Genomic DNA, 15,633 nt, shown 5'->3' on the forward strand with positions numbered 1-15,633 from the left:
AAAAATATTGAGCGAGGACGAAATTTTTGACGCTCATTGATTGGATGATGTTCTTATATTATTTTAACTGCAAGATGCTTACTCATCCTTTTTCGCCAAGTGTGCGAGATAATCTAAGAGGCTGGCAAATTCATGTAGCGTATAGGTATTCATCAGGCCAGCAGGCATCAGAGAAGTTGGCAACTTCTGACGACTCGCAATCTCGCTTTTCTTGAAGTCATGCTGCTTACTAGAGATGTCACGCATGGAGATGCTATCGCCTGATTCATTAGTCACAAAGCCCATAATGCTTTGACCATTTTTCAAAGCGATCATTTGCGTACTGAAGCCCTGTGAGATTGCCTTGTTGGGTAAAATAATGGCTTCGGCGAGTTCTTGGCGTCGGAGAATACTGGCAATACTACCAAGGTAAGGCCCCTTGGGAGCTTCATCTTGGCTAACGGTATGGCAGGCGACGCAACTCGCGCGGGAAAAAATGGCTTCACCGAGGGCTATGTCACCCTTTTTGTAGGCGCTGGCCTGAGCAATGGCTTCTTCAGCTTTGAGGGTAGAAATCTTAGCGGTTTTATCCGCACCAGGCATTTGGATACGCAAGCTGCGTACGGCAGTTTTTGCCCAAGCGACCACTGTTTTGTTAGAGTGATTAGTCACTAAGCGGATACGGTCATTGAGATAAGAGTTTTTCGATCTATGTGCAGCCTGGATGAGGTTGGCTTTTTTGAGATCATTTTGCCACGCCTTATCGATAGCAGCGCGACTTTTATGTTGAGCTTCTTTACCTATGCCTTTGGCCTTCGCTAAATGCAAGAGTGCTTGAGCGGCCCATTGTTCTTCAGAAGTATTTGTTTGTGTATTTAGGCTAAGGATAAATTGGTCGGTGAAGTTTTCGAGCTTCGGTGAGTTAAATAGTTGTTTGCGTACGTTTCCGCGAACTGTAACGGCCTTATTATCTTTGATGAGGGTACTTAATGCAGCGATGAGCGCTGAGTAGACTTTGGGATCTTCGATTTTGACAAGAAGTTGAATTGCCTGTTGTAAACTTGTTGCCGAAGTATTTGGATCGAATGCAGCAGCAATAATGAGTTCGTTCGCTTGAACAGGAATGGCCTCTTTATCGACGAGCTGATTAAGCACGGTGGGTAGGAGCGAGGGATCATCATTGGCGAGTTTGAGAATTTGCTTGAGTCCACGGTCATTTTGAATGCGGTTTTTGCCTAATTGGGCGACGATGTGAGACTTGAGGTCCTTGGAGCTACTCGGGTCTTCGAGTAGAGTATTAAGGGTATTGAGGATTAAATCAGAGGACTCCCAAGTGTCTAGCTGGTAATATGGCCCACGTGTATCGGGGCGCGTTGACCAAGAGTCACCTTGCCATTTGGCTTCACGGTGGTAGAGACGTGCTAAAGTACTGATGACCGATTTGCGAATAGCGCTATCAGTGTTCTTTGCCAAAATTTCCAGCAAACCTTGAACCGTTTCACTTTGATGGATTCTCATCAGAGCGTGTGATGCACCCATTCTATCTTTGGGATCCTCGGATTGAATGTATTTTAGACCTACTTCAATACTTTGTAGTTGTGCGAGGGCCTGAAAACTTGTGTGGGCAAGTAGTGGGTCAGCGCTAGCAAGGTGCTGAGCAATGACAGGGGCGAGTCCAGTTTTTCCTTGGCGTACAGCTGCGACAATAGCTTCTAGAACGGTACGTGGATTTGTTGAGGATAATTGTTTTGTTAAAAAAGCATTGGGGGTGGGGCCTTCTTTGCCTTGAGTGCGCAAGTCAATGGCCATGTCACCACAAGCACGTACGAGGATGGGCATCAGTGCATCATTATCTTTGAAAGCAGCTAATAAGAGAGCGAGTACTTTTTCACTATAGCGACTATCGAGACCATATTGACTGGTGGCATAGAGGGCTACAATTCGATTCTCTAATGGGAGGCTTGCGTTTTGTGCGAGCTTTAATAATTGAGTATTTCTTTGTTCATTGAAAGGCTTCCTTAGGAGCATGCGTTGCGCATTAATACGGCGGATATGACTTTTTGAAGAGCTGATAATGGCGATTAATTGATCGTCAGAGAGTTTAGCAAAATCGGGGAGGGCTTTGGCTTGGTAATTCGTCGGACGAACTTTGGCAATATAGCCAAGTTCTGGGCCCTTCCAGAAAAAACTGGCCGCTCCTTTCCAGGAAGCTTGATAGATATTGCTGAGGCCATCGACGTCGCCATCGGTGGGGCGCGTCATTTTGATGAGTAGCTCTGGCTTGCTTATTTCTTTAAAGCCAGCACCATTGGGAGAGAGGGTATGGCGGTAGGAGCCTTGACGGCCCCAGTCACAAGTATAGGGGAACTTATTCCATGCCGCAGGGATGCCGGGTTCGCCAAGGTAGAAGGCGCCGACGCCTGAGCCACCACCATAGTCTGCTAAAGGAGCCACGATTTCGTCCTGAAAGTTTATGTAGAGGCGGGGATATCCATGATCCTCTAAGCCCGTGTGTTGATGAAAGCGCACATCCCATCCACCACCATCATTAGTATTATCGCGTGAGAACATTTCCATACTAGGTGTAATAGCGAGGCCATAGATATTACGCGTGCCAGCAGAGAAAAGTTCCATACCAGTTCCATCAGGACGGAAACGCACGACACCACCACCACGCAGTTGGAGTTCGCGACCATCAGTTCCCGTAGCGTTCATAAAGCCAAAATCACCCACGGCAATATAGATCCAGCCATCGACACCCATATCGAGGCCATTAGTTGTATGATCGGCAGAACGATCCTTGAAACCAAAGGCGATATTCGAGATCAGGCGCTTAGATGAGTCGGCAACGCCATCGCCATCTTGATCATGGAAAACGGTAATATGCGGGGGGTGCAATACATAGAGGCGATCGTGATCCCACACAATGCCACGAGGAGAATCAATATCCCGCACAAATTCCGTAACTTCATCAGCGCGGCCATCGGCATCGGTGTCGCGTAAACGCAGTACACGTCCGCGTCTGGGAGAGCGATTGCCCGAGGCGTTGCCATCGGAAGAAACATAGAGATCACCATTAGGTGCAGCGGCGACATAAGTGGGGTAGTTAGCCATTTGCCAAGGGGCAAAGAGAGATTTTTCGAAGCCTGCAGGAACGGAAACATCTTTGAGTAATTCAGCTTCTTCGGTGGCAGATAAACGGTGAGGGTGGGCTTTATAATTGCCCTCTTTCTTGAAAAGGTCTAGGCTTAATGGCTTCGTCGCCTTTTGTCCACTTTCGTGAAGCTTAAGTTTTTTTCCTTGGCTATCAAAGAGGCTGAGTTCCCAAAAGCTGGGCCACATGCCTCTTTTTTGTTTTAGGTAAACGACGCGCAAATATTTGATATTTTGAGCATTGAAAAGATCTTTGCGAACGCCACCTTGAGTATTGTTTGAAGCATCGAAAGCGATGTTCCATTTTTTACCGTCTAGGGAAGTTTCAATTTTATAACGCGTCCACTCATCGCGCATTTCCCATTCGATTTGAGCGGCACTGAGTGAAATAGCTTTGTCGAATTGAACTTGTAGCCAAGCGGGAGCTGTTCCTGCATTTGCACACCAACGAGTTTTGGGATCATTATCAATGGCATTGGCCATATAATTTTTGTTACTACTTTGAGTAGAGCTAGCAGAGAGTGTTACAAAAGTCGCATCGGCGGGGGCGGGCTTTGGTTGAGGGGCAATTTTTTGTTTGGCATCTTCGTTTATGATAGTGATTAAATTACTGCCAGTGTAGGGCAGGAGGTAATTTTCATCATCGAGCTTATTGCAAGCCCAAAGAGCGCCGCGACTGACGAGTTCGAGGTATTCATCGCTAGCCACAACTTCGTTATAGTGACCGAGAGACGTGGAAAATGAGCGAGCACCATACTGTGTGTTGACCCAAGCCACAGTGGCAGTATCCACAATATCTTCACCTTTTTTATTATATTTTTGTGTACCTTTGAGAAGCGGCTCAGCAGTGTAAACTTCGGTGTTATTGTAGAGTTCTTCTTTGCCCGTCACCCAATTTTTAAAATTCTTGGTGATGGGGTGATTTTTGTTTGTGACTTCAATGGCAACGGGAAGGTGAGGTCCATGGCGAGTTGATTTGAGGCCGATATGTTTGCACCATTCGGTATTTTTACTTCCACGAAAGGAGTGCATGGCGCAATGCAGGTGTACCGCGGGGATAGTTTTATGTACATTAAGGATATTATCGACAACTGAATTATCTCTATTGCCGGCAGCACATTCATCGTGAATGATGAGGTCATAGCCTTTGGCCCAATTGGGATCATCGTAAAGGGGAAGAGGAGGATTAGGTGACTTACTGGGGCTTATGTAGACATCGACGCGTATATTAGCACGTTTTTGAATACCATCAGAAAGTATTTTAGTTTGAGCTTCATAATCATGGCAGCAGCCGCCGGCAATCAGCAGAGCCTTAATGGGTTTTGTGGCGGGGTCTAAAGTTTTGGCGAGACCAGTACTTTGGCTATATAAACTAAAGCTAGAGAAAAGTATGAGGCTGAGAGAGAGTAAACGCGATTTTGTCTTGATGATCATTGATGATTCCATTGATTCGGTAGCTTAAAGAAAGTTATTATTTATTTTCTAGTGTGAGTTGAGTTCCGGTGTAATCGAAAAAACGAATTTCGCGAATACTGGGCCACATATCATTTTCTTGGCCGAGGATATTGATACGCATGTAACGCATATACTGAATCTTGGCCTTATCTTTCCGTGTTCCAGCTTGAGTATTCTTTGAGGCATCAACAAGGGGAGTCCATTTTTTGCCGTCACGAGAGGTCTCGATAGTGTATTGCGTCCATTGGTTTTTGATTTCCCAGTCAATTTCAATCGCACTGAGGGAAGTCATCCTAAGAAACTGAATTTGGAACCAAGTGGGCTTTTTTGCGGAACTCGCACACCAGCGTGTTTCTGCTTTGCCATCAATAGCGAGTCCAGGAATATTTGAGTTTTGAGCACTTTGGCTTGTGACTTTTAGCGTAGTAGTAAAGGGCATTTCAGTCACAGTATTTTCACCTGTGTAGGCTTGATGATAGGCAGGCTCTTCAATCTTGCCACAGGCCCAGAGAGCACCACGTGTAATGAGTTTAAGGTAACGAGGGTCTGCTACATTGTGGGTGAAGTGACCCATGGATGTAGAGAAGGAAGGCGCACCGTATTTTGTGTTAACCCAGGCAACGATGGCTTTTTCGCTTATCTCTTTTCCATTTCTTTGATATTTTTGCGTGCCCATAGCAAGGGGGGTGGCACCGTAGACTTCGGCATTATTATAGAGTTCTTCTTTGTCAGTTATCCAATTATCTAAACCAAGCATTATGGGATGCTTTGGAGCGACTATTTCTACTGCGATGGGGACGTGGGGTCCGTGTTTAGTTGATGATAAACCGATGTGTTCATGCCATTGATTATCCGAACCGCGAAAAGAGTGGATCGCACAATGGAGGTGGACGGCGGGCACAGTCTCATGAGCTTTTATAATGTTGTTAATGAGTTCTGCATCTTGCGTCATGGCAGCACACTCATCGTGAATGATGAGGTCATAGCCTTTGGCCCAGTTTGGATTTTTGAATATGGGTAGAGCCGTGTTGTGGTCCTGGTCACGAGTCCAAGTTACATCAACGCGGATGTTAGCACGTTCTTGGATACCTTTTGATAAAATCTTAGTTTGCTCAGCGTAATCGTGGCAGCAGCCACCCGCAATGAGCAGGGCTTTGAGCGGTACCATTTTCTGTGGGGCGGGGCTAGCCAGTGAAGGTGAATCATTTGTTTTGAGAAACTCTTCTGAATCAAGAGTATTGACGACGCCTGCGTTTAATTGTCCTCCGCAGCAATCCTGATAGGAAAAGGCGCTTTGAAATGAGAAAGTTGTTAATGCGACTATTAAGGTGAGTTTGATTGTATTGAGTGTTTTTAAGTGAGGCATGTGAATCCTTTAGAAAAATTAGTTATATATATTTAAACTGTAAAATATGTTTTTTGTGACAGCAGTTTTAATGAAATCCTGTTTTTTTATATAAAATGACATTTTAATACAAAAATAATAAATGTAAAAATACACGCGAGTCATGCTGTCACGCTACGACCTTGCCTTGTAAGCATGGGACAATCCTCGACCAGAGGTTGAGGGGGAGTTATCTCTAATGGATATCTGCCAGCATATTACAAGTATAGTTAAGTTGATTGATCAGGACGCCAAGAGGATGAGCGAATTTTTTGCGATTGATTTTGGCGACTTCGACAACAGGATCGGTGGCGTCGAAAGTTTCAATAGCAATTTCACCGTCAAAGCCATGTTCAAAGAGCGGGCCAAAGAAGTCGTTAAAGAATTGCTGATTAAACCAAGATTCATAAATTTTTCCACGATGAACAGCGGAAATATGGGCGCCACTAAGTTTATTGGCCTCAGCGAGTTGTTTGACATGGTGACGGTAGGCTTCGGGGCCTTGGCCATCGGCAAATTCATGGCAGGTATCAATCATGATGCTGAATTCATCCATTCCTTCAGATAAGGCGAGTTTTGTACATTCTTTGAGTCGAGCCGGCATGCGTTCAAAGCGTTGCAGGGGTTCCTCGCTCATGGTAATACCGAGTGATTTCAGGTAGGGGCCGATTTCCTGCTTAAATAATTTTTGAAAATCTAAATGTTGCTGCTCAAGCCATTCAGTTGAGGCTTGACCACTAGAGGCGCCTTTGGGAAAAAGTAAAAAGGGAGTGGAAAAGGGACCGTAGAGAAATTTGGAGCCCATAAGCTGAGCTGCTTGTCCCTGTGGTTTGATGCACTGCGTCCAGTCTGGATCCCAAGAGCCACCAACGGCGGAAATGTTAAGCCCTGCGGACGCTATTATAGAGATTTGTTGCTTAATCAAAGTAATGGCCTCGGGGGTGAGTAGGCCATTTTTATCAAAAGGGATACTACCCACGGGAACTTGAACGCCATAATAACCCGCTTTGGCATGCATCTCCATAATTGCAGGGAAAATTTGAGAGCGATACTCATCGGCGTTAGCGGGCATCTCAATATCATAGCCATAATGACGTAAATCGCTAATAGTCTCGGGCAGATTACAATTAGCAAAATCATTGTTGCGGACTTCGCAAAACTGCTCTTCAGAAATATAAAAATCTAAAAATAGCAAGAGTAAATTACTGATTTTGCGTTTTTGTGCAATGGCTTTGAGTGCAGCTGGCAACGATTCATTGGGAAGGTCGGGGTAGATCATTTAAGTCTCCGTAGTTTTATCAATACTATAAATAGACTAAGAGCTAGTGATAGAATGATAAAGTCATTTCTTTGTTTATTTATACAAATTTCTTATGCTGAAATTATTGGGTTTCTAGCAGTTTTTCACTTGCTAATACCCGGGATATAAATTCATAGTGCTGTGTTAATAGGGGGAGGTGAAAAGTAGCGTACAGATATGTATATAATTAAATAAATTTTAAATACAATTTAATATAGCTATTGTGCTTGCTTGCATATTGATATAAATTTGTAGACATAGATCAATAGTAAAGAGAACTTTAATTTAAATTTCATTGATGATTTGTATCACTTTGATATTTAATTTGTTAGATACTTATAACAGTAGAAAATAAGGCGTCCAATGAAAAAATTCAGTTTAATAGAGTTGTTAGTAGTCGTTGCCATTATCGGTATTTTAAGCTCTTTACTTTTACCGGCATTGGGTAAATCGCGTGATAAGGCAAAAATGGCAGCATGTAAAAATAACATGAAGCAAATTGCTTTTATGTACTCTATGTATTCAGATGATAATGACGGTTATTACATGTTCAATGAAGTGGGTATTAACTGGAATGATCGACTTAGTGATTACGACGGCCGCAATTTAACTCTTAATCAAAAAAAAGCGCAAGGGAATTTGCCTTCTTCGATATTTGGTGAAGATAGTATTTACGCTTGTCCAGCGGATGATGTGGTTACCAGTTTTGGTGGAAATCTAGATTGTATCAAGCTTTCTTACTCTCCAAATGGTTTAGCTGGTGGAGATGGTGCTGGTGGTATATATGATAATGGAAGAGGCATTACAGGTTCTTATAATTACGGTAATGGCCATGTTCCAAGAAGTCAGAGGATTTCTGATATTTCTAAAAGTTCTGAGTCGATTTCGACTTTTGAATTTAGTGATCCTAGCCGTATGCTGGGTCGGAATTGGTGGAGTGCGGTAGGTGTAAGTGGGGCCTGGGGACTAGAAGACCATTTAGAGAAGCTTCCTCATGAAGGTGTAGAAAAGGCCAATTACATGATGGTTGACGGCCACGTGGAATCATTGAATTTTTATAAAACCTTGCAAACGAGTGGAGGTACAATGGGCTCTTTTTCTGATACCCGCAATACTATGTGGGATAGTTTTAAGTGATTTTAATAGTTAACTACTAAAGTTTTTGTTATAAAAAATGAATTAATCATTCAATTATTTAAGTTTAGATCAATTATAGTGATGAATAATTAATTCTAAAAGGTTTATAACAATCATGATATTTAGATTCAGTTTATTACTGCTCTGTACATTAGCTGCCTTCGCGGATCAGCATGTTTTAAAATTTCAAGGAAAAGAGGGTGCCAAGACAATAGTCTTGGTAGCTGGTGACGAAGAGTACCGCTCAGAAGAAACAATGCCGATGTTAGGCAAGATTTTGGCCAAGCATCACGGCTTTAATTGCATTGTTTTATTCTCCTGGGATAATAGTGGTCAGTATATTGATCCTAATGGACAGGCCAATGTAAAAGGTTGGCATTATCTTAATGATGCAGATTTGATGATTATTGGTACACGCTTTAGAAAACCAAATGCTATGGATCGTCAAATAATTGGCAAGTACTTAAAGGCAGGTAAGCCCGTTATTGGCATTCGCACTTCAACTCATGGCTTTAAGGGAAAAGACCTGATTTGTGAAGGACTTAATTTAGATCAATTTGGTCCTGAAATTATTGGCGATGGCTGGGTGAGTCACCATGGGCATCATAAAAGACAGGGTGCGCGTGGAGTGATTGAAAAGAAAAATGCGGACCACGCAATTTTAAATAATATAAAAGATGTATTTGCACCGAGTGATGTTTATGGGATTCGAGCATTGACTGCAAAAGATACCATACTTTTACGTGGAGCGGTCACTAAGACTTTAGACCCGAAATCTGAAAAAATCGCGGGTCCAAAAAATAATCCGATGCAGCCTTTAGCGTGGTTGCACCCCTATCAAGTCAAGGGTGCTAAGCAGGGTTTAACTTTCACTACGACCATGGGTTCATCAGTTGATTTTGTAAGCGAAGATTTGCGACGTTTACTTGTGAACGCTTCATACTTTTTATTAGGCATGGATGTTCCTGTAAAAGCACAAGTTGATTATATTGATCCCTTTTACCCCTCTTTTTATAGTGCTAATGGTAAAGTCTGGAAAGAAAGAAAATTACAAATTACAGAGTTCGCTCTTGGTAAAGCCACGCATTATCCCGATTTACCTGGCTCGCCCAAATGGCCTTTTCGTCCAGTGCCCAAGGATAAAGAAATCCCGGAGGCACCAAAAAAAAAAGTCATTAAAGGTGCAAAAGCGCTCTTCAATAATCCCGCGATTGAACTAGGGCGCTCGAAGAATGATAAGGGAGTCTTGATTAGTGATCAGGCTCCCTTAGTAGCTGAAAATAGCGTACAGAACTTTGAGTTATCATTTGATTATGCGCTGCCCGCAAGAAGTCTGGCTCAAGTTGAGCTCGTTTTTAATGGTACGCATAAACTCAGCTTACCCGCCGTGCATGAGCAGGCTAAGTGGTATGCTGCGAAACTTGAAGTGAATCAAGAACAATCACTCGCCTCATTATTCATAGACGGCAAAAAAGTTTTTGAGAAAAGCCCTTTGCTGACTACGGGGGCATCCACTCTGCCGCTTAAACTCCCCCTTGCGGAAAGCGCAAAAATTAATTTAGGTGGAGAAAAGCCTTTCAGTTTCATCACTCGTTTTCGAACGACAAAAAATGGGGCGATTTTTTCTAAATGTTTGCCCAAGGGGAAATGGATTTCCGGAGGAAAAACGCTTTTAGTTCGTGAGGGGAAGTTAGTGTATGACATCGGCTGGCGTGGTGCGGTCAGTGGTGGGAAAGACTTTGATGATGGCAAGTGGCACACGGCATTGGTTGTTTACGATGCGGGAACGTTAAGTTTGTATGCAGATGGAGTAAAACTCGCCGAAGAAGAGAACTTTAAAAAAGATGACAAGGATAATTTTGTTTTTAAAATTGGCGAGGCAGGTGATGACTTCGGCGGACACTTTTATGGTGATATTTCCCATGTGAATTTTTTTCAAAAAGCCTTCTCTCAGCAAGAGGCTCTTCATTTAAGTACACAGTCTATGGCTGATCCTAAAGCCACTTTTTCTTGGAGTCCGGTTCAGAACAAACAAAAAACACCAGTAAGATTGACTTCTATTGCCATACAAACTAGTCGTCCTGGAGTTCATTTTTCTTCTTTGCAGATCCGCCCTTTACTCGATATTGATATGGTCAAGGAGATTCAAGCTTGGAGTGAGCTTTCGCTTGAACGAGGCGAGAAGATTTATAATAGCCTCTGCATTACTTGTCACGGAAACACGGATAAAGAAGGCTCGTTACCCACCGCACTGAAATTTCATGAAGGACCACTCAAAAATGGTCAGGATCCGCTGAGCATGTATAATACCCTTACTAAGGGCTTTGGTCAGATGATGCCCCAAGCTTGGATGACGAGTCAACAGAAAATGGATGTAATTCAGTATATCCGGGAGATCCAAATTGCGGGCAATAATGATTCACAATACTTTAAAGTGACTCCAGCGTACTTGGCCTCCTTGCCAGGTTTTGTCGATGTTCCCAAAAAGAAAATACGAGTGAAGCCAAGGCCTTATTTGGAAATGGATTATAGCTCGAGCTTAATGTGGACCTTAGAAGTAGAGCAGGGCAATATCGTTCAGAAGGGCATTGCTACTCGTCTTGATCAAGGTCAAGGAGGCATCGCCAAAGGCAAGTCTTGGTCCCTCTTTGATCACGATACCCTGCAATTAGCCGCGGTATGGACGGGAGATGAATTTATCGATTGGAAAGGCATTGCTTTTGATGGTTCTCATGGAAGTCATTCATCAATCCAAGGGGATATATTATTTGCTAATCCTCAAGGGCCGGCGTGGGCAAACCCTAAGACAGGCCAATGGGATGATCCGCGCTTCAGAGCTGTAGATAATCGTTTCTACGGTCCATTGCCACGTGATTGGGCTCATTATAAGGGCACCTATAAGCATGGCGATAAAAGGATTATTCATTATACTGTAGGGGAAAGTCAAGTATGGGATTACACGAGTCTTGAGAGCACAGAAGATAATTTAGTCATTGCACGGACATTAAATTTTACGGATATCAAAAATGACTTATCAATGCGCGTCGCACCCACAAGTATTTCCTGCAAGATTTTAGCAGATGGTAAGTTTAAATTAGAAGAGTTCAATGGCTTTTACATTTTAAAAATACCAGCGAATCAAGCGAAACTTAAACTTAAGATCTTGCTGTCAAAACTCAGCTCGGATCAATTGGCTAGCTATGCGAAAAATTCTGCAAAAGCAGAAGACTTGTTAGTATACACTAAGGGGGCTCCCGCGCAGTGGAATCAATCAGTTGAAACGAGCATTAAAGTCGCTGCAGATAAGTCTGCTTATGTGAGTGATGAATTTGAAATCCCACTTATGAATCCTTGGAAAAGCTGGATGCGTTTATCTGGGCTCGATTTTTTTGCCGATGGCAAAGGGGCGATTGTATCGACTTGGCAGGGTGATATATGGCGACTTGAGGGGCTTACGCAAAAGCAGGGAAAAATAAAATGGCGACGCATTGCCGCTGGTTTATATCAACCCTTGGGCGTGAAGATTGTTAAGGAGCAAGTTTATATCATTTGTCGTGATCAGATTGTGCTACTAAAAGATTTAAATGGTGATGGTGAGGCGGATTATTACCAGAGCTTTAATAACGATCACCAAGTCACTGAACATTTTCATGAATTTGCGATGGGACTAGAGACGGATAAAGCGGGTAACTTTTATTACGCTAAGTCCGCACGTCATGCCAAGCCTGGTTTAGTCCCCCATCATGGGACTTTATTGAAAGTTAGCAAGGATGGATTAAAAACCGAAATACTGGCTACAGGTTTTCGTGCGGCCAATGGTATTTGTGTGAATGATGATGGAAGTTTTTTTGTCACGGATCAAGAGGGTCACTGGACGCCAAAGAACCGCATTAACTGGGTTGAGCCAGGAGGCTTTTATGGAAATTTCATGGGCTATCACAAGGCAAAGAGTAGCGCTGATAAGGATATGAAAGAGCCGATGATTTGGTTAACGAATAAGTTTAATCGTTCACCTGCCGAATTGATGTGGGCCAAGAGTGATAAGTGGGGGCCGCTAGAGGGGCAATTACTCGAGCTCTCTTATGGTATGGGTCGAATATTTTTGAACCTTTACGAAAAGGTCAATGGTCAGCGTCAAGGTGGTCAAGTTAAACTGCCGATTGAAGATTTCAAATCAGGCGTAATGCGTGGACGCTTTAATGCTATTGATGGTCAGCTCTACGCCTTAGGGATGTTTGCGTGGGCCGCGAATAAGCATGAAGCGGGTAGTTTTTATCGAGTGCGTTACACGGGAAAACCTACTTATGTGCCAACGGGATTACAGACCTCCAAAAGTGGCTTGGAATTAGAGTTCCCAATTGCTTTGGCTAATGTGAAAGCAGAACAATTTCAGCTAAGCTCTTGGCGTATTAAGAGAACTAAAAATTATGGCTCTAGGCATGAAAATCTCAAGAGCCTGAAAGTTGAGGCCGTGCGCTTGAGTGCAGATAAGAAAAAAGTCTTTCTGAGTATTCCTGAAATTGCGCCGACGCGTTGCATGTCAATCAAAGCTACAATGCAGGCGGCGGATGGCCATCAATTCACTTTTGAGATCAATAATACCATCCATTCCTTGAAATAAGAATTTACTTGTTGACGATTTTGTTCAAAAAATTGAATAAAATTAACAATAATTAAAGCTTGTTCATGACTATTTTATACAAAATAATTTAATGGTTGAGTGATAAATGAAAGAATATGTGATTGGTTTAGATTATGGCACCAATTCTTGCCGCGCGGTACTTGTAGAAGTGGGCTCAAACGAGGAACTTTTTTCAGAGGTTTACCCTTACCCTAGTGGTAATCAAGGCGTTTTGCTGAGTGCGCAAGATCCGCATCTAGCGCGGCAGAGTCCAGCAGATTATCTCAATGGTATGCAATACATTATAAAATCAGTGATTGAGCAAGCTCAAAGTGATCTTGAAAACTTTGAGGCCAAGCAAGTGATAGCTCTAACTTGTGCGACGACGGGAAGTACAGTGATTCCGGTAGATAAATTCAACCAAGCACTAGGCTTACTTGAGCCAAGAAATCTCAATGCCCAAGCTTGGTTATGGAAAGATCATACCTCACATAATGAAGCCGCTATTATTACAGCGAAAGCAAAAGAAATGCGTCCACAGATGCTCGAACCTTGTGGTGGAACTTATTCGAGTGAATGGTTTTGGGCCAAGATTTTACGCCTGAAAAATATTGATCCCGAGACCTTTGGCAAAGCTTATAGCTTTGTTGAACTCTGCGACTTTCTCCCTGGAGCACTCGCGGGAGTGAAAGATCCTAAAGAACTTAAGCGCAGTATTTGTGCAGCGGGTCACAAAGCCATTTACGCCGATGAATGGGGTGGCTTGCCCGATAAAGAATTTTTAAATGCCTTAGATCCAGAATTATCTGATTTACGAGATCGACTTTATGATAAAGCTTTGGAATCCGATCAAGTTGCAGGTCACGTTTGTGAGTCATGGGCCAAGCGTACAGGTTTAGCGGAAGGCACAGTCATTGCCGTGGGTGCTTTTGATGCACATATGGGTGCAGTTGGAGCAGGAATCAAAGAGGGTGCTTTGGTTAAGATTGTCGGCACGAGTACTTGCGATCTGATGATTTCTAAATCTAAGCAAGCTATTGCTGGAGTCTGTGGTGTAGTGGAGGGCTCGGTGATTCCGGGTTTTGTGGGCATTGAAGCAGGGCAGTCGGCCGTTGGCGATCTCTTTTTATGGTTAGTGAATCACTTGGGCACGAGTGAATACGGCAATAATCGAGATGAAATTTTCAAAAATATGACTGAGCAAGCGGCCGCCATGTCTGCGGGTCAGAGTGGTTTACTCTCACTTGACTGGAATAATGGCAATCGTTGTACGCTAGTGGATATGCAACTCAGTGGCTTAATGCTGGGCCAAACACTGCATAGTAAAGTTCACGAAATTTATCGCGCACTAATCGAAGCGACTGCTTTTGGCGCTTTGAAAATAATTGAGCGCCTCGAGGATTCGGGCACTCAGGTAGAGGAGATCATTTGTTGTGGTGGTTTAGCGCAAAAAAATAAATTGATGATGCAGATTTACGCCAATGTATTTAATCGACCCGTGCGTATTGCCGATAGCGATCAAACTTGTGCACTTGGGGCCGCTATTTTTGCGGCCGCAGCAAGTAAGAAATTAGCTGTTTTAGAACTGCAAAAACAAATGACCACCGAATGCCGTCGTGAGTACCTTCCTGAGTTAAAAGAAGTTCAAACTTATGGACAGTTATATGAAATATATAGTCAGTTATACGAAGCCTTTGGGGTAGAGGGATCTAGTGATGATCTCTTTGGAGTGATGAAGCGTTTGATTAAAATTCAGCAAGAAGTTAATCGTGCTTGAGCAACTTAAAGAAGAAGTCCTACAAGCTAATAAGCTCCTACAATCCAGTGGATTAGTTAAGCTGACCTGGGGCAATGTAAGCGGAATCGATCGTGAGCGTGGCTTGGTGGTTATTAAAGCTAGTGGAGTCTCCTATGAAAAAATGGGGCTCGATGATTTAGTCGTGTTGGATTTGCAGGGCAATATTATTGAGGGTGAGCTAAATCCATCTTCAGATAGTGCTACACATTTACATCTGTACCGTGAATTTACTTCCTTGGGAGGCATCTGCCATACTCATAGTTTATTTGCGACCACACTTTGCCAAAATGGTCGTGAACTGCCCTGTTCAGGAACAACGCATGCGGATCATTTTTGCGGCACCGTACCCTTAGCACGGGCCTTAAACGAGAGTGAAGTGCAGGGTGATTATGAGCTCAATACGGGTAAAGTCATAGTTGAAACTTTTGTAGAAAAAGGCTTAAATCCGATGGAAGTCCCGGCAGTCTTACTACATTATCATGCACCCTTTACCTGGGGGGAAAGTCCTATGGAATCATTTAAGAATAGTGTCGCCCTAGAATCCTGTGCGGAAATGGCGGTCCGTAGCTTACAAGCAACAGAGTTACCCTTGATTCCAGCTCATATATTAGAAAAGCATTATCAACGCAAGCATGGCAAAGATGCTTACTATGGGCAAAAGAAATAGTGATTAAGTATCTAAAACAGTAAGCTGAGTACGAAGTGCTTAATTTGCCGGGTCAAGGGCTGGCAAGTCCTTGGTGGGAGTGTAAGGGACTCGTCCCTCATAATAAGTCGGGGTCAAGCCCTAATGGGTGGGAACTTAA

7 protein-coding genes are annotated in these 15,633 nt (G+C 43.3%); 4 read left to right on the plus strand and 3 right to left on the minus strand.

The window, feature by feature from the left end:
* Window positions 1-78: 78 nt before the first annotated feature.
* The 3 genes from PQO03_RS16440 to PQO03_RS16450 form a co-directional block, all read right to left on the minus strand.
* Window positions 79-4,566: a DUF7133 domain-containing protein gene (locus PQO03_RS16440; RefSeq protein WP_274154282.1), complete on the minus strand. Its 4,488-nt coding sequence runs from the start codon at window positions 4,564-4,566 to the stop codon at window positions 79-81.
* Window positions 4,567-4,603: 37 nt separating this feature from the next.
* On the minus strand, window positions 4,604-5,953 hold the full coding sequence (locus PQO03_RS16445; protein WP_274154283.1) for a discoidin domain-containing protein: 1,350 nt from the start codon (window positions 5,951-5,953) through the stop codon (window positions 4,604-4,606).
* 214 nt (window positions 5,954-6,167) lie between these two features.
* Window positions 6,168-7,250: an apurinic/apyrimidinic endonuclease family protein gene (locus PQO03_RS16450; RefSeq protein ID WP_274154284.1), complete on the minus strand. Its 1,083-nt coding sequence runs from the start codon at window positions 7,248-7,250 to the stop codon at window positions 6,168-6,170.
* Window positions 7,251-7,634: 384 nt separating this feature from the next.
* On the opposite strand from PQO03_RS16450, the gene PQO03_RS16455 reads away from it, so the two are divergent.
* The 4 genes from PQO03_RS16455 (at window position 7,635) to araD (ending at window position 15,494) form a co-directional block, all read left to right on the plus strand.
* Window positions 7,635-8,408 carry a type II secretion system protein gene (locus tag PQO03_RS16455; protein ID WP_274154285.1) on the plus strand — a complete coding sequence of 258 codons (774 nt, stop codon included), beginning with the start codon at window positions 7,635-7,637 and terminating at the stop codon, window positions 8,406-8,408.
* 115 nt (window positions 8,409-8,523) lie between these two features.
* The gene (locus PQO03_RS16460; RefSeq protein ID WP_274154286.1) at window positions 8,524-13,029 is read left to right on the plus strand and encodes a DUF6797 domain-containing protein; all 4,506 of its coding nucleotides are present in this window, start codon (window positions 8,524-8,526) and stop codon (window positions 13,027-13,029) included.
* Window positions 13,030-13,135: 106 nt separating this feature from the next.
* Window positions 13,136-14,806, plus strand: coding sequence for a ribulokinase (locus tag PQO03_RS16465; RefSeq protein ID WP_274154287.1), 1,671 nt, complete (start codon window positions 13,136-13,138; stop codon window positions 14,804-14,806).
* Complete coding sequence (araD, locus tag PQO03_RS16470; RefSeq protein ID WP_274154288.1) at window positions 14,799-15,494, plus strand: L-ribulose-5-phosphate 4-epimerase AraD; 696 nt, start codon at window positions 14,799-14,801, stop codon at window positions 15,492-15,494. Before PQO03_RS16465 ends, araD begins: the two co-directional genes overlap by 8 nt.
* Window positions 15,495-15,633: the final 139 nt, after the last annotated feature.

The sequence above is a fragment of the Lentisphaera profundi genome, from assembly GCF_028728065.1.
GTDB lineage: Bacteria > Verrucomicrobiota > Lentisphaeria > Lentisphaerales > Lentisphaeraceae > Lentisphaera > Lentisphaera profundi.

Bases quoted from the DNA above. Each gene is read 5' to 3' on its own strand.
- PQO03_RS16445 (WP_274154283.1), bottom strand. From the start codon at position 5,953: ATGCCTCACTTAAAAACACTCAATACAATCAAACTCACCTTAATAGTC.
- PQO03_RS16465 (WP_274154287.1), top strand. From the start codon at position 13,136: ATGAAAGAATATGTGATTGGTTTAGATTATGGCACCAATTCTTGCCGC.
- PQO03_RS16455 (WP_274154285.1), top strand. From the start codon at position 7,635: ATGAAAAAATTCAGTTTAATAGAGTTGTTAGTAGTCGTTGCCATTATC.
- PQO03_RS16450 (WP_274154284.1), bottom strand. From the start codon at position 7,250: ATGATCTACCCCGACCTTCCCAATGAATCGTTGCCAGCTGCACTCAAA.
- PQO03_RS16460 (WP_274154286.1), top strand. From the start codon at position 8,524: ATGATATTTAGATTCAGTTTATTACTGCTCTGTACATTAGCTGCCTTC.
- PQO03_RS16440 (WP_274154282.1), bottom strand. From the start codon at position 4,566: ATGATCATCAAGACAAAATCGCGTTTACTCTCTCTCAGCCTCATACTT.